This is a genomic window from Deefgea chitinilytica (assembly GCF_016881405.1).
Classification (GTDB): Bacteria; Pseudomonadota; Gammaproteobacteria; order Burkholderiales; family Chitinibacteraceae; genus Deefgea; species Deefgea chitinilytica.
The window spans coordinates 1-22,853 of record NZ_WOFE01000007.1; the positions used below are offsets into that span (position 1 = coordinate 1).

The window sequence follows — 22,853 nt, forward strand, 5'->3', positions numbered from 1 at the left end:
CGTGGGTATTGTTTGCTAAGCATTGGTTGAAAAAGGCTTTGTGGAAGTACTTGGTGATATTCGAATAGAACTAGCGGTGCAATTCCGCTTTAAGGCGTAGCAAATCTTGCCATGTTTTAGCTTTATCGTGCAGATTGCGCTGTAAATAGCTGGGGCGATTACTGTCCAACTAGTGTCCGATCAACTCTGAGGTAATGCTGCGTGATTTGGTCCGTGTATATTTTAACTTGTCGCGGTGGGCGCTTATATACTGGTGTCGCTTTGGACGTGGCTCAGCGGTTTGAGGCGCACCTTGCCGGGAAAGGGGCGAGATTCACCCGATCTTTTCCGCCCGAATCTATTCTTGTGCAGTGGCCTTGTGAGAGTCAAAGCGTAGCTCTACAACTGGAGCATGCGATTAAACAGTTAACTTCTGCGCATAAGCAAGCGTTAGCGGCAGGAAATCACAGTCTACTATTAAAATATTTCCGTTTTGAAAACGGCGTATGGTGCAAGCAATCGACTTTTGCCGAGTGATGATTTAACGTTCTTGCGGTATCTGCTCTGCGGCTTGATCGAGTTGTTTGATCGTGTTGCGTAGCCAGCAAACTAGTAATAATCCCGGAATTGCAATGAGTGCGGATGCTACAAAGAAGTTGGCCCAGCCCAGCGCTACAACTAAATAGCCTGAGGCGGGACCCACGTAGACCCGCCCGAATGAGGCGAGCGCAGAGAGTAGCGCATACTGTGTGGCGGTAAAGTTGGGATTACATAAACTCATTAACAGCGCCACCGCTGCGGTGGTGCCCATACCGCCGGCTAAATTCTCCGCGCTAATTGCAAACATCAGTAGTGCAATATTGGGGCTGCCATGTATGGCAATTAGCCAATAACCTAAATTGGTAAACGCCTGCAATAAGCCAAAAATGAATAGTGAGCGGAACAAGCCCCAGCGCACCATCAAAATGGCACCAAGAAATCCACCGAGTAGCGTAGCAATCAGGCCGAAGACTTTATAGGCTTGGCCAATGATTGATTTGCTATAACCCATATCCAGTAGAAATTTCGTCGATAAACTACCGGCAAACGCGTCACCAAGTTTGTAGCCGATAACCAGCGCTAGTAATATCCATGCGCCTTGGCGGGAAAAAAACTCTTGCAAAGGCGCAAAAATGGCTTCGCGCAAGGTGCGTGGTGGGCGAACTTGCAGCGTGGGTTCAGGGGCAGTAAAAGTAATCAATGCCATTGCGCCCATCAAACCCGCCATGACTAAATAAGTTTGTTCCCAAGTTAAAAAACCATCGGCCAAAATCAGCGCGATTGCGCCAGAAGTGAGCATCGCCATCCGATAGCCAAAGACACCTACTGCCGCACCTGCGCCACGCTCTTCGGGTTGTAAAACTTCGGTGCGGTAGGCATCAATGACCACGTCTTGGGTGGCAGAGAAAAAAGCAATCATCACTGCCAGCAAGGCAAATGTCGCTAAATGGGTTTTCGGATCGAGCCCACTCATGGTGGCGATAGTGAGGGCAAGTGCAATCTGGCTGAGTAAAATCCAACCGCGTCGGCGGCCAAGCAGTGGCATTGGAAAGCGATCAATCAGCGGCGACCAAAGAAATTTCCACGTATACGGCTGACCCACTAATGTAAACCAGCCTATCGTTTTAACGTCTAAACCAGCGTCAGACAGCCATGCCTGCAGCGTCGAGCCGGTGAGCGCCAAAGGCAGGCCAGAGGCAAATCCCAGCAGCATTGCAGCACAAATACGGCGATTATTAAAAACGGCAAAATACGTAGAAAACATGGGTATTGCTCTCTGTGCTTTTATTGGTAATTGCTAGCGGGCAATACCTGTTAGATTTTTTGAGTGGGTTGTTGTTGACTACCCTAGCGGTGTTGAATTACGTTAAAGTGAATAATCGTAATCAACAATCAAGGGCGCGTGATCCGAGAATTTTTCGTCTTTATAAATACTCGCCTGCGTTGCTGTCGCCGCCAATTTTGGGGTTACGATTTGATAATCGATACGCCAACCGACGTCTTTGGCGTACGCCTGGCCGCGGTTACTCCACCACGAGTAGCCGGGAATTTCGGGGTAGAGCGTACGCCAAATATCTACCCACTTCAGCTCAGTGAGCATCTTGCCGAACCAAGCACGCTCTTCAGGTAGAAAGCCTGAATTTTTTAGATTGCCTTTCCAGTTTTTCAGGTCGATTTCGTTGTGCGCAATATTCCAGTCGCCCATGATGATCACTTCGCGACCCGATTCGGCTAGTTCAGTTAAGCGAGGCCAGAAATGATCGAGGAATTGAAATTTAACCGTTTGTCGTTCTTCCGATGATGAACCTGATGGTAGGTAGAGCGAAATGATTGAAACCTTGCCAAACTGAAGCTCTAAATAACGGCCTTCGCTGTCGATCTCGGCAATCCCAAGGCCGACAATAACGGCGTCAGGTTGTTTGCGGCAATACAGGCCAACGCCGCTATAGCCCTTTTTTTCGGCATAGTGGAAATAGCCATGCATGCCGTTGGGATTTTGCATTTCGGCGGTGAGGTCGGCGGCTTGTGCTTTTAATTCTTGCACGCCAACCACATCGGCATTTTGCGTTGCTAGCCAATTGAAAAAGCCTTTAGTAGTGGCGGAACGAATACCGTTGAGATTGGCTGAAATGATGCGCACTTAGAGAAATCCTTGTTCAAGGGTGATATGCTTCGGGGTTATTCAATGAGTAAGTTGTTGTGCCCATGCTTTGGCTTGCCGCCGTCTTGATTTGCAGCGTTGGCTGAGCAGACCGGACGTCGCCTGCGTTTTGTCGCTGAGGGACTTGCCAGAGATTGGGACACACGCATTTAACGTTTTAGAGGGACTATTTTGCATGACTGATTTTCGCCGCGATTTCATCCGATTTGCTGTTGAGAGCAAAGTACTCTGTTTTGGCGATTTTATCACCAAAGCTGGCCGCGCTTCGCCGTACTTCTTTAATGCCGGACTTTTTAGCGACGGTACCTCAGTGGGTGAATTGGCGCGTTTTTATGCGCAAGCTGCGCTGGCGTCAGGTGTTCAGTTTGATGTGCTATTTGGACCGGCTTATAAAGGGATTGTTTTGGCGTCAGCCACTGCAGTTGCTCTTGCTAATGCGGGGCACAATGTGCCGTTTGTGTTTAACCGCAAAGAGGCGAAAGACCACGGCGAAGGTGGCGTATTGGTTGGCGCGCCACTGAAAGGTCGGGTGATGATTATTGATGACGTAATTTCAGCGGGGACTTCGGTGCGTGAGTCCGTCAAAATTATCCGCGATGCGGGCGCCGAGCCGGCAGGCGTTTTGATTGCACTGGATCGGATGGAGCGTGGTCAAGGAGCATTGTCGGCGGTGCAGGAAGTTGAGCAAAATGTGGGTATTCCGGTGATTCCTATTGCAAGCTTGCAAGATTTATTGGGATTTCTTGCCGAACAAGAAGGAATGACTGACAATCTATCTCGTGTGCAAAATTACCGTAATCAGTACGGGATTGAATAATTTGAGAAGGTTGGCTATGCGCTATTTGTTGGTTTTGATGTTGACTATTCTGTGCTCGCCCAACTATGCAGCGACGGTTTATCGCTGGGTGGACGAATCAGGCAAAGTCCAATATAGCGATAAGCCACCAGCAGGAACGTCGAAGTCTGTGATGGAGTTGGATAAGTCCGGCCGCATTCGCAAAGGCAACGAGGCGCAGCTTTCTCCGGAAGAGAAAGCTGCTTTAGAAGAGAAAAAGAAAGCTGAATTAGAGCAGCGACGTAGTGATAAGGCTTTGCTGCAATCGTTTTCGAAACCTGAAGAGATTGATTTACTGCGGGATCGTCAAATCGAAGCGGTTCAGGCTGGCTTGCAAACCAATCGCTTACGTCGTGAAGCGGCGACAAAGCGGATGGAGCAACAACAGCAGCAAGTGCAGCGTTTGCAAAAGTCAAAACGCGCTATTCCTGCAGATTTACAGGCGGAAATCGACGTGAGCCGCAAGGAAGTGGAAGACATTGATAAGCTGATCATGACGCAGCAGAACGATATTGTGATGATTCATGATCGTGCAGCGGTGCAGAAAAAGCGTTTCATCGAGCTCAAGAGCGTGCAGCCGAATTAAGATTGAGATTTCACAAGGCCAGTTTAGGGTATTAACTTTAAGCTGCGGGTTTTACCGTGTTTGATAAGCCGTACGGTAATGGCACAATTCCTCCTTTAGAAGAAGTAAGCAAAAATGACAGAACAAAATACGCAAGTACGTGCGGTGCTCGGGATTGATATTGGCGGAACTGGTATTAAAGGGGCGCCAGTCAATATTGATACCGGCGAGTTTTTGGCGGAACGCCATCGAATTGAGACGCCGCAACCTGCTACGCCTGAAGCGGTTGGGAAAGTCGTTAAAGCCTTGGTCGATCATTTCAATTGGACGGGACCGATTGGCTGTACCTTTCCGGCGATTGTTCACAATGGTATAACAATGTCAGCTGCCAATGTAGATCAAAGTTGGATTCAAGCACCAGCACAAGAGATTCTCGCGAAAGCGGTTGGCTTGCCTTTAGTATTGCTAAATGATGCTGATGCTGCAGGTTTGGCAGAAGTCGTATTTGGCGCGGCAAAAGGCCGTGGTGGGAAAACCATCGTGATTACTCTGGGTACAGGGATTGGCAGTGCCTTGATTGTTGATGGCAAACTGATTACCAATACTGAGTTTGGTCATCTGATTTTCCCAAAAAATGAAATCGCGGAAAAATATTGTTCGGCCAAAGTCAAAGAAGATTCAGATATGAAATGGGGCGAATATACTGAGCGCCTGAATAAATACTTATTGCATCTACAGCTATTGTTTTCGCCAGATTTTGTCATTATCGGTGGCGGGATTAGCAAGAAACATGAGAAGTTTATTCCCGAGTTGAAAGACTTACGCTTTAAAGTTGTTCCTGCCGCCTTAAAAAATGATGCGGGGATTGTTGGCGCCGCATTAGAGGCCGCGCGCTGTAATAGTTTGAATTAAGAACTGGTCGCACAATTGAAAAGCCCTGTGATGATATGGGCTTTTCAATTGTGCCTTGCTTAAATTTTAAATATCGCCACAGTCTGATTTAGGCGCTCTGCTTGTTTTTGCATGTTTTCTGCATTGTGGGTTTGCTGAGAGGCAAGGGATTGGTTTTGCTGGCCAGCATGATCAATCTGACTGAGTGCATGGCTAATTTCATTAACGCCACTTAGTTGTTCTTTCGAGGCATTTGCAATGTCGCTAATCAAAAAGGACAATTGTTGTACTTGCTCGTGCATGTGGTGCATCAAGGTGGCGGACTGCTCAACGCGGGTATGCCCTTGGTGGATTTCGCGAACTGAGTTTTCAATCAAACTGCGAATTTCACGTGCCGCATCGCCACTTTTTTGCGCCAAATTTCGCACCTCTGCGGCGACTACTGCAAACCCACGACCAGCATCGCCTGCCCGTGCCGCTTCCACTGCCGCATTGAGTGCCAAGATATTTGTTTGAAAGGCAATGCCATCTATCAAACCTGTGATATCGGCAATTTTTTTTGCGCTTTCGGTGAGCTTTTTCATCGCTTCCTGTACACCCGTCATGGCTGTGCGCGTCACTTCTGCCTCTTCGTGTGCTGATCTAACTAGCGTAGCAGCTGCTCCAGCATGGTCGGCATTTTGTTGGACTGCACTAGCGACTTCGTTAGCTGAGGCGGCTGTCTTTTCGGTCGCAGCGGCTTGAGACTGCGTTTTTTCTAATAAGCTGGCTGAAGTTTGTGTAACTTGAATGGCGGAATTGGCGACTTCAGAGGTTGCGCTCCGAATGTCGTTGATAATTTGGTTGAGCTGGTGGGTTGTGCGGTTGGTGCTGTGGGCTAATTCGCCAAAAATACCTTGATAATTGGTAGGTAGAGAGTGAGTTAGGTCGCCTTCGGCTAACTGGATTAAAGCCTTGCCAAACGCACTGAGGCTAGATTGTGTTTGATCGAGCAAGCCATTTAGATGCATCCCTAGGTCAGCATAAAAACCGATCTTATTGTCCAAGCGTATGCGCTGGCTGAATACGCCTGTCGCAGCCGCACTTACAACCTGGCTGATTTCGGTGCCCATGGCTAATTCGGCGGTTTGATCTTGCCATTCGGTTACATGACCAATTAGCGTATGCTCCTCATTAAAGATTGGCGTCACATTGACACGGAAAGTGCTGCCTTGTCGGATTATTTGGCCTTGGCTGGCGTGTCCGCTGCGCCAGTCTAGCCATTGGCCAGCATTCAAGACGTGCTTTAGCGTTTGTTGCGGCATTGGACCAAGTTGTTGTTCGGCAGCTTGATTTTGATACATAGGAAAATCATTTGCGTCACTAATCATGACTGGGGTTGTGACTTGGTCTAGCGCTTGTTTGATTTTTAACGTGAAGTCGGCAGCGATCGATGCCTCGTGCATTCGATCTCTCACTTTATCGACTTCGTCTGTAATCATGGCTTTTAGGCCTTTCATATTCTCAATCGAAACAGAGAATTCTCCTTGTGTATAGAGGCTGGTAAGCGCAACCATTTTCATTTGAATCGCGGTGTGAGATCGAACGAGCTCGTTGATACGCATTGCCATTTCTTGATAACCGCCACAAAATTGCGTGTCATCAATCGTGTGGTGAATATCGCCAGCATCATGCGCTGCCGCCATGTGCAGTTGCGCTGTACTGAAGCGTCTTAATGTGTCTAGCATCGTGTGAATCGGTTGATTGAGTGCGGCGAGTTCGTCTTTACCTTTAAGCTGAGTGACATGATTAAATTCACCTAGGCTGATCTGTGAAAAGCTCTGATTGAGTAAATTAATATTGTTCTTAGTGGAGAGAAAGAAACCAATCTGCAACAAAATAGCTGCGATGATGGCAAATAAACTGATGCCAATCGCAAAACCTAGTTTGTTGCTGCGCTGGTCGATACGTTGTTGTAATAGAGCGTCTAGTGTTTTAAGTCCAGCTTCGGATAGTTGGGTGCCTGCAGTGGTTGCGACTTGTATGCGCTCCTTGAGTTTGCTGATATTTTCATCCACTGGCTTGTTGTTGACCAAGGGTGATGCAATCCGATCTTGATATTCACTGAGTACTTGATGAATTGCCGCTTGGAATAAACGCGCTTGTTCTTGTGTGGCTTTGAGTGCTTCTGGTTGAGCTGCTGCAGCTTTATCAATGTCGACTTGCAGGTCCGCAGCTAGACCACTGATTTGGGGGGCAATCGTTTGTGCTCGTAATTTTGCTTCTGGACTATTTGCGTTTTGGGAGGCTAGTTGCGCCACAAGTGTCATTAGTAAGGGTAATTTGCCAATCGTGACATCGCCGACGAAATAACTCGCAAGCTCTGGATCTAAAATTAAATTAGAGGTGTCATTGATGCGAGCTATCAATTGTAAAGCGGCATCTTGTACTTGCTGAGAATCGGTTGCCGAGCGTAATGCTTGATACTCTTTATCGGCCGATAAAGAGCTTACTAGGTCTTTTATTTGGCTTGTTTCTTGAGCTGAAATTAATGGAGGTTTCTGATTCGCTACAATTGCATTAAGTTGCCGGGTGGCCATTTGAAGGACCTGTACCCCATCTTGTTCTGTTTTAGCAAATTGAATATCTTCGCGCAGCGTGCTCCATGTAAAAAATAATAAAATTAGGATGGGTAAAATAAATACGCCGCTGACTAGCATGAATTTTTGCGGATATCTTAGCCTATTCATCAGGCTCGCTATCGATTGCTGTAGTGTGCTTAGCATTGGAGTTCCTTCCAATTACAATCAACTCTAATCTAGGCAAGATAGTTGATTTTGCTAAAATTTCTAGTTTGTGAGTTTGAAAAACTCGCGCAAGTCTCTGTTTTGGCATAGAATATTGCCCCTTTGCCCTTATTTTGGAACTGCGCCATGCGCTATCCCGTTCGATATGATGTGATTGTAGTTGGTGGTGGCCACGCTGGTACCGAGGCGGCGTTAGCCAGTGCCCGCATGGGACGTAAAACATTATTGCTGACCCACAATATTGAAACCTTGGGACAAATGAGCTGCAATCCATCGATTGGGGGGATTGGTAAAGGTCATTTGGTGCGCGAAGTCGATGCGCTCGGCGGCGCGATGGCGCTGGCCACCGATATGGGCGGTATTCAGTTTAAAACGTTGAACGCCAGCAAAGGTCCTGCGGTACGCGCAACGCGTGCACAAGCGGATCGGATTTTGTATAAGGCTGCGATTCGCGGCATGCTGGAAAACCAAGAAAATCTTGATATTTTCCAGCAAGCAGTGGATGACTTGCTGCTCGATGGCGATAAGGTCATCGGCGCAGTGACACAAATCGGTATTGAGTTTATGGCCTCCAGCGTCGTGCTGACTGCCGGCACGTTCTTGGGCGGCAAAATCCACGTGGGTTTAGAAAACTCAGTGGGGGGGCGTGCTGGCGATCCGGCGTCGATTACCTTGTCGCACAAATTGCGTGAGTTGAACTTGCCGGTTGGCCGTTTGAAAACCGGTACGCCGCCGCGTATCGACGGGCGCACGATTAATTTAGATATCCTTGAAATTCAGCCGGGCGATACGCCAGAGCCGGTGTTTTCCGTGCGCGGTAATCAGGCGATGCATCCGCGACAAATGCCATGCTGGATTGCGCACACCAATGAGCGCACGCACGACATTATCCGTTCCGGTTTTGATCGTAGCCCGATGTTTACTGGCAAGATCGAAGGCGTTGGGCCACGTTATTGCCCAAGTATTGAAGATAAAATCAATCGCTTTGCCGACAAAGACAGCCATCAGATTTTCCTTGAGCCGGAAGGCTTAACGACGCATGAGTTTTATCCAAACGGCATTTCAACGAGCTTGCCATTTGATATTCAGTTGGCTGCGGTGCAGTCGATGGTGGGGCTGGAGAATGCTCGAATTATTCGTCCTGGTTACGCCATTGAATACGATTATTTCGATCCACGCGCGTTAAAAAATAGTTTTGAATCCAAAGCGATTGCGGGTTTATTCTTTGCCGGCCAAATTAACGGCACAACCGGTTACGAAGAAGCGGCAGCACAAGGCTTGTTTGCTGGCTTGAATGCGGCACTCTATGCGCGTGATGAAGCGCCGTGGTGCCCGGGGCGTGATGAAGCGTACATTGGGGTATTGGTGGATGACCTAGTTACCAAGGGTGTTACCGAGCCATACCGTATGTTTACCAGCCGCGCCGAGTTCCGTTTGCAGTTGCGCGAAGACAATGCCGATTTGCGCTTAACCGAGCAAGGCCGCCGCTTGGGCTTGGTCGGTGATGCGCAGTGGCAAATGTTTGAAACCAAGCGCGAAGCCGTCGCGCTAGAACTTGAGCGCATCAAATCGACTTGGGTAAATCCGAAAATTCTCGCCGCTTCTGAGGCTGAGCGTGTGCTGGGTAAAGCGATTGAGCGTGAATACACCTTGGCCGATTTATTGCGCCGCCCGGAAGTGACTTACGCCAGTTTGATGACTTTAGATGTGGCGGGGCCGGGCGTGCAGGACGAAAAAGTCGCCGAACAAATTGAAATTCAGGTTAAATATCAGGGTTATATCGAACGACAACAATTTGAGGTCGCAAAACGCGATACCCTAGAGGACGTTGCGTTGCCTGATGACTTTGATTACAGCGCAGTCTCGGGGCTTTCGAAAGAAATCCAGCAAAAATTAAGCACTCAACGACCACAGACTTTGGGTTTGGCCTCGCGTATTTCGGGGGTTACCCCCGCTGCGTTGGCTTTATTGGTCGTCTATCTCAAGAAAAGTCAGCTGGTTGCCGCAAGCCAGCAAAATAAGGCAGAAATACAATGACTGTAGTTGCAGAAAAAAAATTAGCCGATACTTTGGCGCAAGGCTTGCTGGCTTTGGATTTGACGCTCAGTGCCGGCCAGCAAGAGAAACTGTTGGCCTACGTTGGCTTACTGGATAAATGGAATAAAACTTATAGTTTGACGGCGATTCGCGAGCCAGAGCGCATGGTGCCGCATCATTTGCTCGATTCGCTCGCGCCACTAAGCAAGCTGCCGAATCAAGCGTTGCGAATGCTTGATGTGGGTTCGGGCTTCGGTACGCCAGGCATCCCCTTGGCGATTGCCCGCCCAGACTGGCAACTGACTTTACTCGATTCCAATCACAAAAAAACGACATTTTTGCGCCAAGCGATTTTGGAGTTGAAGCTTGATAACGTGACGGTAGTGACTGATCGTGTTGAAGCTTATCAGCCAGAAGCGGGCTTTCAGATTATCACCTCGCGGGCGTTTTCTGAGTTGGCTGAGTTTGTCCGTTTGACTACGCATCTGCTGGCAGAAGGCGGCGAGTGGGCTGCATTGAAGGGGGTATACCCTTATGAGGAAATTGCATTATTGCCTGCAGATGTATACGTAGTGGGAGTAGATAGTTTGGCCGTGCCAGGTTTGGATGCCGAACGCCACTTGGTGCATGTGGCTAAAGTTGTTTGAGCTGTCTGCGGTTCACTCTAAAGCGATTCAAACCCCGGCGGGAACGACGATGAAAGTGTTGGCCATAGCAAATCAAAAAGGCGGTGTGGGTAAAACGACGACTGCAGTCAATTTGGCGGCGAGTTTGGCGCATTTGGGTAAACGCGTCTTGTTGGTCGATTTGGATCCGCAAGCCAATGCCACGATGGGGTCGGGCATTGATAAATCCAAATTGAAACACTCGACGTATTCTTTGCTGCTAGGCGATTCAAGCATCGAGCAAACGCTGAAAAACTCTGAAAGCGGCGACTATGATTTGCTGCCCGCGTCGCGAGATTTGGCAGGTGCAGAAGTTGAGTTGGTTGATGCCACGGCGCGCGAAACGCGCTTGAAAACTGCTTTAGCGATGGTTGCCGGCAATTATGATTATGTTTTGCTCGATTGCCCACCAGCGTTGAATTTACTAACCTTGAATGGCTTGGTGGCTGCCGATGCGGTCATGATTCCGATGCAGTGCGAATATTTTGCGCTGGAAGGTTTGTCGGATTTGGTCAATACCTTGCGTCGCATTAAGCAAAACCTGAATAAAAAAATTGAAATTGAAGGTCTGCTGCGGACGATGTTTGATCCACGCTCAACCTTGGCGCAGCAAGTCTCCGAGCAGTTGGTGAAGCATTTCACCAGCAAGCTGTATCATACCGTCATTCCACGCAATGTACGCTTGGCCGAAGCGCCGAGCTATGGTCGCCCGATTTTGGCCTACGACAAATCCTCAAAAGGCGCGCAAGCTTATTTACAGCTCGCCGAAGAAATGTTGGCGCGTCACGATGCGCTAGAAGCGGTCGCCACGGTTTAATTGGAACTCAATGTTATGGTAAGTAAAAAATTGAAAGGCCTTGGCCGTGGCTTGGACGCCTTGATGGGTGATCCGTCGGCGGGCGATATGCTAAAAACCTTGCCGCTTGATGCCTTGCAGCCGGGCAAATACCAGCCGCGCACCTTGATGAACGACGAAGCGCTGGAAGAATTGGCCGATTCAATTCGCGCGCAAGGTTTGATGCAGCCGGTGCTGGTGCGCGAAATTGATATTGATCGCTATGAAATCATTGCAGGTGAGCGTCGCTGGCGTGCGTCGCAACGCGCAGGGCTGACTGAAATTCCCGCCTTAGTTCGTGTAATTGCTGACGAAACTGCCTTGGCGATGGCATTGATCGAAAATATTCAGCGTGAAAATTTAAATCCACTTGAAGAAGCGATTGGCATTCAGCGTTTGGTTGACGAGTTTGGTCTGACGCAAGAATCAGCAGCGCAGGCGGTCGGTAAATCACGCTCTAGCGTTGCCAATTTATTACGGTTACTCAATCTTACTGAACCAGTGCGCGAGATGTTAATGGCGGGGCATCTGGATATGGGCCATGCGCGCGCTTTGCTGCCACTTGATACCCTGCAGCAAATTGAGGCGGCTCGGCTGGTCGTTTTGAAAGGGTTGTCAGTACGGGATGTGGAAGCCTTGGTTAAAAAAATGCAGCAAGAGCCAGTTGCAGCAAAAGAAAAGGCAATTGATCCCGATGTGCTGCGTTTGCAAGAAAGCGTTTCCGAGCGCATTGGTGCACGAGTGATCATTCAGTCGGGGAAAAAAGGCAGTGGCAAGTTAACGATTGAATACGGTAGTTTAGATCAGCTCGATTCATTACTTAGCCGTCTGTAAGTTTTTGGTGCATAGTACGGCATCAAAGTGATGCATTGTGATGATTTGAAACGGCGTCATGCGATTTGTTACTGTTTTTGAAAGGAATTGTGACGATTTTTATTTGTCATGAAATAAAAATAAATCAGCTAAAGTCAACGGTAAAAATTGACTCAGAGCAAATCAACTACGTATAATCGCGTCGTTTCTCTTACGGTGGTGCTATGTACGGGAAGGCACAGATTCGGGGCGTGATCCGATTACAGATTGGCTTCACGATAGTCCTCTCAATTGCGCTTTTGTTAATCTTGGGACAAAAAGCCGCAATTGCAAGTTTTTCCGGTGGTTTGATCGCAGTACTAGGCAGCGTGTTGTATTCCTTCATCGCTTACAGTGCCGGGTTTGCCGCCGCAGCAGAATTGCTGCGCAGACACTTTGCTGCAGAAATGGCTAAGTTGTCGCTAACGCTGATTGCGTTTGCAGCATTCTTTATGTTTTATCGGGAGGTCGCTTGGTTGTGGGTATTCTTAGGGTACCTCGTCGCAGCGAGCGCTTACTGGTTTGGGCTTTTAATTAAATTTGACGGTAAAAAGTAAATTATGGCACAAGACGCAACTAGCTATATCAAGCACCATCTGACCTTTGCAAAGTCAGACCTATTCGGTGGTATCCATTTAGATACTTTTGGATTTTCTTTGATTTTGGGTTTGCTGTTCGTAGGTGTGTTTGCCTATGTTGCGCGCAAGGCCACTTCAGGCGTTCCTGGTCGTTTGCAAAATTTCGTTGAATTGATTGTTGAAATGGTTGACGGTCAAGTTAAAGATACATTCCATGCAAAATCTAAATTGATCGGGCCATTGGCTCTGACCATTTTCTGCTGGGTGTTCTTGATGAACGCGATGGACTTTTTGCCGGTTGATTTGTTGCCGACGATTGCACAATGGATTGGTGTGACGTTCTTCGGTGCAGACCCACATCACGTTTATTTGCGCGTTGTTCCGACTGCTGACGTGAACTTAACTTTCGCAATGTCACTCACAGTGATGTTTATGATTATTGGTTTCTCGATTGCATCAAAAGGTTTGTTCGGCTGGATTAAAGAGATTTTCACTGCGCCATTCCACGCTGAATCGCCAGCGATGATTATCCTACTTGCCCCCGCCAACTTTGCGATGCAATTGGTTGAATTGATTGCTAAACCAATTTCATTGGCCTTGCGTCTATTCGGTAATATGTATGCTGGTGAGCTGATCTTTATCTTGATCGCGCTGTTGCCATGGTGGGTAAACTGGGTGTTGGGTACACCATGGGCGATCTTCCATATCTTAGTTGTAACATTGCAAGCCTTCGTATTTATGATGTTGACGATTGTTTACTTGAGCTTGGCAGTCGAAGACCATTGATTTTCAGTCTAGTGGCGTGTATCGGTTGGGTGCACGACATTAGACTCAGTTTTACCCAACCCTCGTAACTTTTGAATCAAACTAGGAGTATTAAAATGGCTGCACCTGAAGTAATTGCTTCCGTACAAGGCATGACTGTAATCGCTGCTGCGATCATCATCGGTTTGGCTGCTATCGGTACTGCACTTGGTTTTGCTATCCTCGGTGGCAAATTCCTTGAGTCTGCTGCTCGTCAACCAGAAATGATCCCAGTTTTGCAAACTAAACTGTTTATTCTTGCTGGTCTGTTGGATGCGATTTCGATGATTGGCGTTGGTGTGGCTATGCTTTACACCTTCAACAACCCATTCTTGGCTGCTCTGACTGTTGCTGCTCAATAATCATTTGATCAGCCTTTAAGGAGGACATTCAGCGTGGAATTTAATGCATCTCTCATAGGTCAAATGATCACTTTTGGTCTCTTGATCCTGTTCACGATGAAGTTCGTTTGGCCTCCGCTGATTAAGATGATGGATGAGCGTGCTAAACGCATTGCAGATGGCTTGGCCTCTGCAGATCGTGCTAAGCAAGATCTCGAAAATGCTGAGAAAAAATCAGCAGAAAAATTGCGCGAAGCAAAGCAAAGCGCAGCGGAGATCGTAGCTCAAGCCGAAAAGCGTGCAGCGCAACTTCTTGATGAAGCTAAGAGCAATGCCAAAGTAGAAGGCGAACGCCTGATCGCTGGCGCTCAAGGTGAAATCGAACAGCAAATTCAGCAAGCAAAAGAATCGCTTCGCCAACAAGTCGCTACTTTAGCGATTGCGGGTGCTGAGCAAATCTTGCGTCGTGAAATCGATGCCGCTAAACATGCTGAGATGCTGACATCTATCAAAGCGGAACTGTAAGACAGTCATGGCAGAACTTATAACCGTCGCTAGACCCTACGCCGAGGCCGTATTCCGGCTGGCTAAAGAAAGCAATACGCTTTCACAATGGTCAGATGTGCTTGGTAACTTAGCAGTGATTGCTGATAGCCAAGCTGTTCTTGACGTAGTGGCTAATCCGAAGTGTTCTGTTGATCAAGTACAGGAGCTGTTGGTTGGGCTTCTGGGTGCTGACGCAAACGCCGAGGTTAAAAACTTCCTGGCAGCAGTGCTCGAAAATCGTCGATTTGCCACTTTACCGGCAGTGTCGGCTTTGTTTGAACAGCTGAAAGCGGCAGACGAAGGTGTAGCGCAAGCGCACATTGAATCTGCTTTTGCTATGACTGATGCCCAACTGGCCGAACTGACGGCTACACTCACTCAGCAACTTAACCGTAAGATCAGTGCCGACGTTAGTGTCAACCCCGAGTTAATCGGCGGTGTGAAAATTACGATTGGCGACTTGGTTATTGATGCCTCTGTAAGTGGCAAATTAACCGCACTTGCGACAAGCCTGAAGAGTTAGGAGAAATCATGCAACTTAATCCGTCCGAAATCAGTGAACTGATTAAAGCTCGGATCCAAAATCTACCGCAAGGCGCACAATCCAGCACGACTGGTACTGTTGTGTCGGTAACTGACGGTATCGTGCGTGTGCACGGTTTATCGGAAGTGATGCAAGGTGAGATGTTGGAGTTCCCGGGTAATACCTTCGGTTTGGCGCTTAACTTAGAGCGCGATTCTGTTGGTGCTGTTATTTTAGGTGACTACAAACACATCGCTGAAGGCGATGAGGTTAAATGTACTGGCCGTATCTTGGAAGTTCCAGTAGGTCGTGAATTGATCGGCCGTGTTGTGAACGCCTTGGGTCAACCTGTAGATGGCAAAGGCCCATTGGGTACTACGCTTTCTGCACCAATCGAGAAAATTGCACCAGGCGTTATTGCCCGTCAATCGGTTTCACAACCATTGCAAACTGGTATCAAATCAATTGATACCATGGTTCCAGTGGGCCGTGGTCAGCGTGAGTTGATCATTGGTGACCGTCAAACAGGTAAGACTGCCGTTGCGCTTGACGCGATCATTAACCAAAAAGGTACTGGTGTTACTTGTATCTACGTGGCGATTGGTCAAAAAGCATCTTCGATTGCGAACGTCGTTCGTAAATTGGAAGAGCACGGTGCTTTGGGTCATACCATTGTTGTTGCTGCTTCAGCTTCAGAAGCTGCTGCATTGCAATACATCGCTGCATACTCTGGTTGCACGATGGGTGAATACTTCCGCGACCTCGGCGAAGATGCTTTGATCGTGTACGATGACTTGTCTAAACAAGCCGTTGCTTACCGTCAAATTTCCTTGCTGTTGCGCCGCCCACCGGGCCGTGAAGCATTCCCTGGCGACGTTTTCTATCTTCACTCTCGTTTGCTAGAGCGTGCTGCTCGAATCAACGCTGATGAAGTTGAGAAATTGACTAACGGCGCTGTAAAAGGCAAAACAGGCTCATTGACTGCACTGCCAATCATTGAAACTCAAGCGGGTGACGTTTCTGCATTCGTTCCAACTAACGTAATTTCGATTACTGACGGTCAGATCTTCTTGGAAACTGACTTGTTCAACGCGGGTATTCGTCCTGCGATGAATGCCGGTATTTCGGTTTCACGTGTTGGTGGTGCAGCGCAAACTAAAGTCATCAAGAAATTGGGTGGCGGTGTGCGTTTGGCATTGGCTCAGTATCGTGAATTGGCTGCTTTTGCTCAGTTCGCTTCTGACCTTGACGAAGCAACTCGTAAGCAATTGGAACGCGGCAAGATGGTGACCGAGCTGATGAAACAAGCTCAGTACTCACCAATGAAAGTCGGCGAGTTGGGTGTAACCCTGCTGTTGATTAACAAGGGCGTTTATGATGACGTTGCTGTTAATCGTGCCTTGGCTTTCGAAGCTGCATTCTTGAGCGATTTGAAAGCAAACCATGCTGATGTATTGAATCGCGTTGATGAGAAGGGCGACCTCTCAGCAGACGACGAAGCAATCATCATGAAAGCGGTAAATGCCTTTAAAGCTGGCGCTGCTTACTGATTTGAGACGTTGATAAAAGGATCAAATCATGGCAAGCGGTAAAGAGATTCGTACTAAGATCAAGAGCGTAAAAAATACGCAAAAGATCACCCGCGCCATGGAAATGGTGGCTACGTCGAAAATGCGCAAAGCGCAAGAGCGTATGAAAGCGGCCCGCCCTTACGGTGAAAAAATCCGTAATGTGGCTGGCCACTTGAGCCAAGCTCTAGTCGACTACGAGCACCCATATCTCCAAAAGCGCGACACCGTCAAGCGGGTCGGCCTGATTATGGTGTCTTCGGACAAAGGGTTGTGCGGTGGCTTGAACACCAACGCTCTGCGTTCGGCTTTCAATAAAATGAAAGAATTGCATGACAAAGGCGTTGAAACCGCCGTGACAGCAATCGGCAATAAAGGTTTGGGTTTCATGAAGCGTAATGGTGCGAAGGTAATTTCTTCCGCTGTTGGCCTTGGTGATACGCCCCATCTGGAACAGCTGATTGGCCCGATCAAAGTAATGATCGATGCTTATATCGCGGGTGAAGTAGACGAAGTGCATATCGTTTACACGCGTTTCATCAATACGATGAAACAAGAGCCAGTGATTGAGCAATTATTGCCACTCGCAAGCGAAGCATTTGAAAAACCGAAATCTGCGCACAATTGGGAATACCTATATGAGCCAGATGCAAAAACGGTTGTTGATGATTTGATGAACCGCTACATCGAGGCGTTGGTTTACCAAGCCGTTGCGGAAAACATCGCATCAGAGCAAGCTGCACGTATGGTGGCAATGAAGGCTGCGACTGATAACGCGGACAATGTAATCGGCTCCCTGCAACTGCTGTATAACAAAACGCGTCAAGCGGCAATTACGAAAGAACTTTCGGAAATTGTTGGCGGCGCGGCAGCAGTTTAATTGGGCCCTGACGGATTAACTGGATTAGGAAAAACGATGAGCCAAGGTAAAATCGTACAAATCATTGGGCCAGTTGTTGACGTGGAATTTCCGCGTGACAACATCCCCAAGGTGTATGACGCGCTCAAACTCGCAGATATCGATCTGACGCTAGAAGTTCAGCAACAGCTCGGTGACGGCGTAGTGCGCTCCATTGCCATGGGTAGTACCGATGGTCTTAAACGCGGTACAAGCGTAAACAATACTGGCGCACCAATCATGGTTCCAGTAGGTAACGCTACGCTAGGCCGTATTATGGATGTATTGGGTAACCCAATCGATGAGGCAGGTCCTGTGAACAGCGAGGCAACTCGTGCAATTCACCAAGCTGCGCCAAAATTCGATGAGTTGAACCAAAGTATTGATCTCTTAGAAACAGGTATCAAGGTTATTGACTTGGTTTGCCCGTTTGCTAAGGGTGGTAAAGTGGGTCTGTTCGGTGGTGCCGGTGTGGGTAAAACCGTTAACATGATGGAATTGATCAATAACATCGCTAAAGCGCACAGCGGTTTGTCTGTGTTCGCTGGTGTAGGTGAGCGTACTCGTGAGGGTAACGACTTCTACCACGAAATGAAGGACTCTAACGTTCTTGATAAAGTGGCGATGGTTTACGGTCAGATGAATGAGCCTCCAGGTAACCGTTTGCGCGTTGCGTTGACGGGCTTGTCGATTGCGGAACACTTCCGTGACGAAGGCCGTGATATTCTGTTCTTCGTTGACAATATCTACCGTTACACATTGGCCGGTACTGAAGTTTCCGCTTTGCTGGGCCGTATGCCTTCAGCGGTAGGTTACCAGCCAACATTGGCTGAAGAGATGGGTGCTCTGCAAGAGCGTATCACTTCAACCAAAACGGGTTCGATTACATCGATTCAAGCCGTTTACGTTCCTGCGGATGACTTGACCGATCCATCACCAGCAACAACTTTCGCTCACTTGGATGCGACTGTTGTTCTGAGCCGTGATATTGCATCTTTGGGTATCTATCCAGCGGTAGATCCACTCGATTCAACTTCACGTCAATTGGATCCGCAAGTGGTTGGCGACGAGCACTACACTGTAGCGCGTGGCGTTCAGCAAACTCTGCAAAAATACAAAGAATTGCAAGACATTATCGCGATTCTGGGTATGGACGAATTGTCTCCAGAAGACAAATTGGCTGTATCACGTGCACGTAAGATTCAACGTTTCTTGTCGCAACCGTTCCACGTTGCTGAAGTCTTCACGGGCTCACCAGGCAAGTACGTTCCGCTCAAAGAAACCCTCAAGGGCTTCAAGGGCATCTTGAATGGCGATTACGATCACCTTCCAGAGCAAGCCTTCTATATGGTTGGCGGCATCGAAGAAGCGATCGAAAAAGCCAAATCGATGCAATAAGGGGTTAAGCGATGGCCATGAGCATGCGTGTGGACGTAGTTAGTGCTGAAGAACTGATCTACTCTGGTGCTGCTGAGTTTATCTCTGCGCCAGCGGACAAAGGTGAGATCGGCATCTTGCCGCGGCACGCTCCGTTGCTGACCCGCATTCGTCCGGGTGCGATCCGTATCAAGATCGCCAACTCGAACGAAGATGATGTCATTCTGTTTGTATCAGGTGGCATGATTGAAGTTCAACCGGATGGAGTGACGGTATTGGCTGACACTGCGATTCGTGGCGCTGACATTGACGAAGCAAAAGCGTTGGAAGCTAAACGCCGCGCTGAAGAATCATTGAAAAATCATTCTACGTCGATGGACTTTGCTATGGCGCAGGCTGAATTGATGGATGCAGTAGCCAAATTGGCTGTGGTGTCTAAATTGAAGCGAGGAAGCCACTAATTCTGCATTAATCGTGCAAAATTAGCGATCTTAAAAAATAAAAAGGCAGCTTAGGCTGCCTTTTTTTTATCTATTGCTAGGCGAGCATGACAGATAACGCAATAAAGTGATGTCATGCTGTGCGTGCATTCTGTTGAAGATTAGAATAGCGACAATTGATTAATTTTATATAGGTATTAAAAGATGAGTACTGCATTAAACGTGGTGATTTTAGCGGCAGGGCAAGGTAAGCGGATGTATTCAAGCCTGCCAAAAGTGTTACACCGTTTAGCAGGAAAACCGCTAGTTCAGCATGTTATCGATACGGCGCGCCAATTGCAGCCGCAAAAAATGGTGATTGTGTACGGTCATGGCGGTGAGCAAGTGCAGGCGCAGTTGGCCGCTCAAACGGATCTAGCATGGGCACATCAGGCTGAACAATTAGGAACGGGGCATGCATTGGCACAGGCCATTCCACAATGCGTAGGCGGCATTACCCTGATGCTGTATGGCGATGTGCCTTTAACACGCCTTGCAACAATTCAATCCTTGCTAGCTGCCAGTCAGGGCGACAAACTGGGCATTTTGACTGATATTTTGGACGATGCGACGGGTTATGGTCGTATCGTTCGCGATGCCGCTGGCAAGGTCACTTGCATTGTCGAGCAAAAAGATTGCACGCCGGAACAAGCCAAAATTGGTGAAATGAATACTGGCATTTTAGCTTTACCAACCGCTCGCGTTGCCGGATGGTTATCGGAATTGAAAAACGATAATGCGCAGGGCGAATATTACGCGACTGATTTGATCGCACTGGCGGTGCGGGATGGTGTTGAAATCGCCACCGTACAGCCGCAAGATCACTGGGAAGCGGAAGGGATTAATAATAAATTGCAGTTGGCAGGCTTGGAGCGAATTCATCAGGCCGAAATCGCTAAATCCCTACTGACCGCTGGTGTTGGTTTGGCTGATCCGGCGCGAATTGACGTGCGTGGTACGCTCAAACACGGTCAAGATGTGTTGATTGACGTGAATTGCGTCTTTGAAGGTGAAGTCGTGCTTGGTAAAGGCGTAATGATTGGTGCCAATTGCGTACTGAAAAACGTAACCATTGCCGATGGCGTAGTCATTCATCCATTTTGTCATTTAGAAGATGCTGTCGTTGGTGCCGGTAGTTTGATCGGCCCTTATGCGCGTTTACGCCCTGGGGCGCAATTGGCTGAGCAAGTACACGTTGGCAATTTTGTTGAAATTAAAAAATCAACCGTTGGTGTTGGCTCGAAAGTGAACCACCTCAGCTATATTGGTGACGCTGAAATTGGTGCTACCGTGAATGTGGGCGCTGGCACGATTACGTGTAACTACGATGGCGTCAACAAGTTCACCACGGTGATTGAGGATAATGTATTTATTGGTAGTAATAATTGCTTAGTCGCACCAGTGACGGTCGGCGCAGGCGCAACGACCGGTGCTGGCTCGGTGATAAGCAAAAATGCGCCAGCTGGCGAGTTGACGATTGCGCGTGCGAAGCAACTGACTTTATCTGGTTGGCAACGCCCGAAGAAACTAGCTAAATAGTATCTGGGTATGTGGTGCTTGCTTTTTTATTTGAATTGCTACAGCCATATACCCGTAGATTAATCGATTGTGATTAAGTGTTTTATATCTGGAGTAGTCTATGTCCCTATTACTTGACCAACCTTTGACTGATGAAGAATTAGATCAGCTTGATCAATTTCTGTATTCAGATGCGGTGGGCAAAGATGCGATGTCTTTGTCGATGCTACACGGTTATTTGACTGCCATCTTAATTGGCCCTGCAACCGTGATGCCCAGTCAGTGGTTAGGACAAATTTGGGATCGACCTGAGGCCGCCATATTTGCACTGCCGGAAGGCGATGCAATCATTAATTTGGTGATGCGTTTGTACAATCAAATCGCTGATGAATTGGCACAAGATCCGCCGGTGTACGAGCCTTTGCTGTATTGGGAAGATGAATCGATGCAAAACTCGAGCATCGAAGAATGGAGCTTGGGTTTCTGCTTTGGTGCTGGTTTAGCTGAAGAAGAATGGCAACCATTGATCGATGAAGAAGAAGGTCAGTTTATGTTTATGGCCATCATGAGTGGTTCGGACGACGAGATGCGTGCAGATATGCTCAAAGAAGGGATCGATCTGGTGCGTCATGATAATGAGGTGGCCGAACAAATCCCTGAGATGGTGATCGAAATTCGCGATTTTTTTCGTGAAAATAGAGGAACATCGCGCAATAAGCGTCAATTGCACTAATTATCGTAATGTTTAGATAAAGCATTGATTCTGCAACAGATTCAAAAGAACGTCATTCTGGCGTAGATCGGTATACTGAAATGGTGCTGGTTTTGAATCGTTTTGCATAAAATACTTTGAATTTTTGCTGTGTTTCGTGATTAAACAGTTTCGATTTTTGCCTAATTTGTGCTCACAGTGCTGCGCTTCGGTTAAAATTGACGGTTTAGTATTTATTGGGCGCTAATCGCCCTGCAAGGAATGATTCATGAGTCTCAAGTGCGGTATTGTTGGATTGCCCAACGTCGGCAAATCTACGCTGTTTAATGCGCTAACCAATTCTGGTATCGAAGCCGCTAACTATCCTTTCTGCACCATTGAGCCAAACACAGGCATCGTTGAAGTGCCTGATCCGCGTTTGGCTGAGTTGTCGAAAATCGTGAATCCACAAAAAATTCAACCTGCGATTGTTGAATTTGTTGATATCGCAGGGCTAGTTGCTGGTGCGAGTAAAGGTGAAGGCTTGGGTAACCAATTCTTGGCTAATATTCGGGAAACGGATGCGATTGTGAATGTGGTTCGTTGCTTTGAAAATGACAATATTATTCACGTTGCTGGTCGGGTTGATCCGATTGATGACATTATTGTGATCGGTACTGAATTGGCGTTGGCCGATATGACTACGGTTGAAAAAGCGATTCAACGTGATGGTAAAAAAGCCCGTTCCGGTGACAAAGAAGCGTTGGCATCAATTGCCGTATTGGAAAAACTGCTCCCACACCTCAATGAAGGTCGTCCTGCGCGCTCATTAAAACTATCAGATGAAGAAAAAGCAGCGATCAAACCGTTGTGCTTGCTCACGATTAAGCCCGCGATGTACGTCGCGAACGTAGCAGAAGATGGTTTTGAGAATAATCCGTTATTAGATAAAGTTCGCGCGCATGCTGAGTCAGAGGGTGCGCCCGTGGTCGCCGTATGTGCTGCGATTGAGAGTGAAATTGCTGAACTTGACGATGCTGATAAAGTCGAATTTTTGGAGTCTTTGGGTCAAGAAGAGCCTGGTTTGAATCGCTTGATTCGTGCCGGCTATGAATTGCTTGGTTTGCAAACCTACTTTACGGCTGGCGTGAAAGAAGTTCGCGCATGGACGATTCGTAAAGGTGATACTGCGCCGCAAGCTGCTGGTGTAATTCACACTGATTTTGAGCGCGGCTTTATTCGTGCACAAACCATTTCGTTTGAAGACTTTATCGCCTACAAGGGTGAGCAAGGGGCGAAAGAGGCCGGCAAAATGCGTGCTGAAGGTAAAGAATATGTCGTTAAGGATGGTGATGTCTTGAATTTCTTGTTCAACGTTTAGTGT

Annotated in this window: 23 protein-coding genes; 20 read left to right on the forward strand and 3 right to left on the reverse strand. The window is 47.9% G+C overall.

The genetic code is table 11. The features are described from left to right. Positions 1-213 precede the first annotated feature (213 nt). Positions 214-516: a GIY-YIG nuclease family protein gene (locus GM173_RS12395; protein ID WP_308439601.1), complete on the forward strand. Its 303-nt coding sequence runs from the start codon at positions 214-216 to the stop codon at positions 514-516. Positions 517-520: 4 nt separating this feature from the next. On the opposite strand, the gene GM173_RS12400 is transcribed toward GM173_RS12395, so the two are convergent. Then, positions 521-1,783 (reverse strand): AmpG family muropeptide MFS transporter, encoded by a 1,263-nt coding sequence (locus tag GM173_RS12400; RefSeq protein ID WP_203571699.1) that lies wholly within the window; start codon positions 1,781-1,783, stop codon positions 521-523. Between the two features lie 102 nt (positions 1,784-1,885). Then, positions 1,886-2,659, reverse strand: coding sequence for an exodeoxyribonuclease III (locus GM173_RS12405; RefSeq protein WP_203571700.1), 774 nt, complete (start codon positions 2,657-2,659; stop codon positions 1,886-1,888). Positions 2,660-2,855: 196 nt separating this feature from the next. Between GM173_RS12405 and pyrE the strand changes: the two genes are divergently transcribed. From pyrE to ppgK, 3 genes are all read left to right on the forward strand, one after another. Beyond that, positions 2,856-3,497 carry an orotate phosphoribosyltransferase gene (gene pyrE / locus GM173_RS12410; protein WP_203571701.1) on the forward strand — a complete coding sequence of 214 codons (642 nt, stop codon included), beginning with the start codon at positions 2,856-2,858 and terminating at the stop codon, positions 3,495-3,497. Between the two features lie 16 nt (positions 3,498-3,513). Then, a complete protein-coding gene (locus GM173_RS12415) occupies positions 3,514-4,101 on the forward strand; it encodes a DUF4124 domain-containing protein (protein WP_203571702.1) in 588 nt (195 codons plus the stop codon). A gap of 114 nt (positions 4,102-4,215) precedes the next feature. Continuing rightward, entirely contained in the window at positions 4,216-4,992 is a 777-nt protein-coding gene (ppgK, locus tag GM173_RS12420; protein WP_203571703.1) for a polyphosphate--glucose phosphotransferase, read from the forward strand. A gap of 59 nt (positions 4,993-5,051) precedes the next feature. On the opposite strand, the gene GM173_RS12425 is transcribed toward ppgK, so the two are convergent. Continuing rightward, positions 5,052-7,700 carry a methyl-accepting chemotaxis protein gene (locus GM173_RS12425; protein WP_203571704.1) on the reverse strand — a complete coding sequence of 883 codons (2,649 nt, stop codon included), beginning with the start codon at positions 7,698-7,700 and terminating at the stop codon, positions 5,052-5,054. Between the two features lie 183 nt (positions 7,701-7,883). On the opposite strand from GM173_RS12425, the gene mnmG reads away from it, so the two are divergent. The 16 genes from mnmG (at position 7,884) to ychF (ending at position 22,850) form a co-directional block, all read left to right on the forward strand. Beyond that, positions 7,884-9,794 carry a tRNA uridine-5-carboxymethylaminomethyl(34) synthesis enzyme MnmG gene (gene mnmG / locus GM173_RS12430; RefSeq protein ID WP_203571705.1) on the forward strand — a complete coding sequence of 637 codons (1,911 nt, stop codon included), beginning with the start codon at positions 7,884-7,886 and terminating at the stop codon, positions 9,792-9,794. Next, a complete protein-coding gene (gene rsmG, locus GM173_RS12435) occupies positions 9,791-10,441 on the forward strand; it encodes a 16S rRNA (guanine(527)-N(7))-methyltransferase RsmG (RefSeq protein WP_203571706.1) in 651 nt (216 codons plus the stop codon). The genes mnmG and rsmG overlap by 4 nt, the downstream gene beginning before the upstream one ends. Before the next feature lie 49 nt (positions 10,442-10,490). After that, complete coding sequence (locus GM173_RS12440; RefSeq protein ID WP_203571830.1) at positions 10,491-11,276, forward strand: ParA family protein; 786 nt, start codon at positions 10,491-10,493, stop codon at positions 11,274-11,276. 15 nt (positions 11,277-11,291) lie between these two features. Further along, positions 11,292-12,128 (forward strand): ParB/RepB/Spo0J family partition protein, encoded by an 837-nt coding sequence (locus GM173_RS12445; RefSeq protein WP_203571707.1) that lies wholly within the window; start codon positions 11,292-11,294, stop codon positions 12,126-12,128. A gap of 230 nt (positions 12,129-12,358) precedes the next feature. Then, a complete protein-coding gene (locus GM173_RS12450) occupies positions 12,359-12,703 on the forward strand; it encodes an ATP synthase subunit I (protein WP_203571708.1) in 345 nt (114 codons plus the stop codon). A 3-nt stretch (positions 12,704-12,706) separates the two neighbouring features. After that, positions 12,707-13,510, forward strand: coding sequence for a F0F1 ATP synthase subunit A (atpB, locus tag GM173_RS12455; RefSeq protein WP_203571709.1), 804 nt, complete (start codon positions 12,707-12,709; stop codon positions 13,508-13,510). Between the two features lie 95 nt (positions 13,511-13,605). Continuing rightward, complete coding sequence (gene atpE, locus GM173_RS12460; RefSeq protein WP_203571710.1) at positions 13,606-13,890, forward strand: F0F1 ATP synthase subunit C; 285 nt, start codon at positions 13,606-13,608, stop codon at positions 13,888-13,890. A gap of 33 nt (positions 13,891-13,923) precedes the next feature. Then, a complete protein-coding gene (locus tag GM173_RS12465) occupies positions 13,924-14,394 on the forward strand; it encodes a F0F1 ATP synthase subunit B (RefSeq protein WP_203571711.1) in 471 nt (156 codons plus the stop codon). A 7-nt stretch (positions 14,395-14,401) separates the two neighbouring features. Continuing rightward, positions 14,402-14,938, forward strand: coding sequence for a F0F1 ATP synthase subunit delta (locus GM173_RS12470; RefSeq protein ID WP_203571712.1), 537 nt, complete (start codon positions 14,402-14,404; stop codon positions 14,936-14,938). A gap of 8 nt (positions 14,939-14,946) precedes the next feature. Beyond that, entirely contained in the window at positions 14,947-16,488 is a 1,542-nt protein-coding gene (atpA, locus tag GM173_RS12475; protein ID WP_203571713.1) for a F0F1 ATP synthase subunit alpha, read from the forward strand. A 28-nt stretch (positions 16,489-16,516) separates the two neighbouring features. Then, on the forward strand, positions 16,517-17,386 hold the full coding sequence (atpG, locus tag GM173_RS12480; RefSeq protein ID WP_203571714.1) for a F0F1 ATP synthase subunit gamma: 870 nt from the start codon (positions 16,517-16,519) through the stop codon (positions 17,384-17,386). Between the two features lie 36 nt (positions 17,387-17,422). Next, positions 17,423-18,802: a F0F1 ATP synthase subunit beta gene (gene atpD, locus GM173_RS12485; protein ID WP_203571715.1), complete on the forward strand. Its 1,380-nt coding sequence runs from the start codon at positions 17,423-17,425 to the stop codon at positions 18,800-18,802. A gap of 17 nt (positions 18,803-18,819) precedes the next feature. Then, on the forward strand, positions 18,820-19,242 hold the full coding sequence (locus tag GM173_RS12490) for a F0F1 ATP synthase subunit epsilon (protein ID WP_373309378.1): 423 nt from the start codon (positions 18,820-18,822) through the stop codon (positions 19,240-19,242). Between the two features lie 183 nt (positions 19,243-19,425). Further along, positions 19,426-20,799 carry a bifunctional UDP-N-acetylglucosamine diphosphorylase/glucosamine-1-phosphate N-acetyltransferase GlmU gene (glmU, locus tag GM173_RS12495; RefSeq protein ID WP_203571717.1) on the forward strand — a complete coding sequence of 458 codons (1,374 nt, stop codon included), beginning with the start codon at positions 19,426-19,428 and terminating at the stop codon, positions 20,797-20,799. Positions 20,800-20,899: 100 nt separating this feature from the next. Beyond that, positions 20,900-21,511 carry a YecA/YgfB family protein gene (locus GM173_RS12500; protein ID WP_203571718.1) on the forward strand — a complete coding sequence of 204 codons (612 nt, stop codon included), beginning with the start codon at positions 20,900-20,902 and terminating at the stop codon, positions 21,509-21,511. A 247-nt stretch (positions 21,512-21,758) separates the two neighbouring features. After that, the gene (gene ychF, locus GM173_RS12505) at positions 21,759-22,850 is read left to right on the forward strand and encodes a redox-regulated ATPase YchF (RefSeq protein ID WP_203571719.1); all 1,092 of its coding nucleotides are present in this window, start codon (positions 21,759-21,761) and stop codon (positions 22,848-22,850) included. The last annotated feature ends 3 nt before the right edge of the window (positions 22,851-22,853 follow it).

Coding starts and splice junctions, on each gene's coding strand:
- GM173_RS12400 (WP_203571699.1), bottom strand. CDS start 1,783: ATGTTTTCTACGTATTTTGCCGTTTTTAATAATCGCCGTATTTGTGCT.
- pyrE (WP_203571701.1), top strand. CDS start 2,856: ATGACTGATTTTCGCCGCGATTTCATCCGATTTGCTGTTGAGAGCAAA.
- GM173_RS12415 (WP_203571702.1), top strand. CDS start 3,514: ATGCGCTATTTGTTGGTTTTGATGTTGACTATTCTGTGCTCGCCCAAC.
- ppgK (WP_203571703.1), top strand. CDS start 4,216: ATGACAGAACAAAATACGCAAGTACGTGCGGTGCTCGGGATTGATATT.
- GM173_RS12425 (WP_203571704.1), bottom strand. CDS start 7,700: ATGAATAGGCTAAGATATCCGCAAAAATTCATGCTAGTCAGCGGCGTA.
- mnmG (WP_203571705.1), top strand. CDS start 7,884: ATGCGCTATCCCGTTCGATATGATGTGATTGTAGTTGGTGGTGGCCAC.
- rsmG (WP_203571706.1), top strand. CDS start 9,791: ATGACTGTAGTTGCAGAAAAAAAATTAGCCGATACTTTGGCGCAAGGC.
- GM173_RS12440 (WP_203571830.1), top strand. CDS start 10,491: ATGAAAGTGTTGGCCATAGCAAATCAAAAAGGCGGTGTGGGTAAAACG.
- GM173_RS12445 (WP_203571707.1), top strand. CDS start 11,292: ATGGTAAGTAAAAAATTGAAAGGCCTTGGCCGTGGCTTGGACGCCTTG.
- atpB (WP_203571709.1), top strand. CDS start 12,707: ATGGCACAAGACGCAACTAGCTATATCAAGCACCATCTGACCTTTGCA.
- atpE (WP_203571710.1), top strand. CDS start 13,606: ATGGCTGCACCTGAAGTAATTGCTTCCGTACAAGGCATGACTGTAATC.
- GM173_RS12470 (WP_203571712.1), top strand. CDS start 14,402: ATGGCAGAACTTATAACCGTCGCTAGACCCTACGCCGAGGCCGTATTC.
- atpA (WP_203571713.1), top strand. CDS start 14,947: ATGCAACTTAATCCGTCCGAAATCAGTGAACTGATTAAAGCTCGGATC.
- atpG (WP_203571714.1), top strand. CDS start 16,517: ATGGCAAGCGGTAAAGAGATTCGTACTAAGATCAAGAGCGTAAAAAAT.
- atpD (WP_203571715.1), top strand. CDS start 17,423: ATGAGCCAAGGTAAAATCGTACAAATCATTGGGCCAGTTGTTGACGTG.
- GM173_RS12490 (WP_373309378.1), top strand. CDS start 18,820: ATGAGCATGCGTGTGGACGTAGTTAGTGCTGAAGAACTGATCTACTCT.
- glmU (WP_203571717.1), top strand. CDS start 19,426: ATGAGTACTGCATTAAACGTGGTGATTTTAGCGGCAGGGCAAGGTAAG.
- GM173_RS12500 (WP_203571718.1), top strand. CDS start 20,900: ATGTCCCTATTACTTGACCAACCTTTGACTGATGAAGAATTAGATCAG.
- ychF (WP_203571719.1), top strand. CDS start 21,759: ATGAGTCTCAAGTGCGGTATTGTTGGATTGCCCAACGTCGGCAAATCT.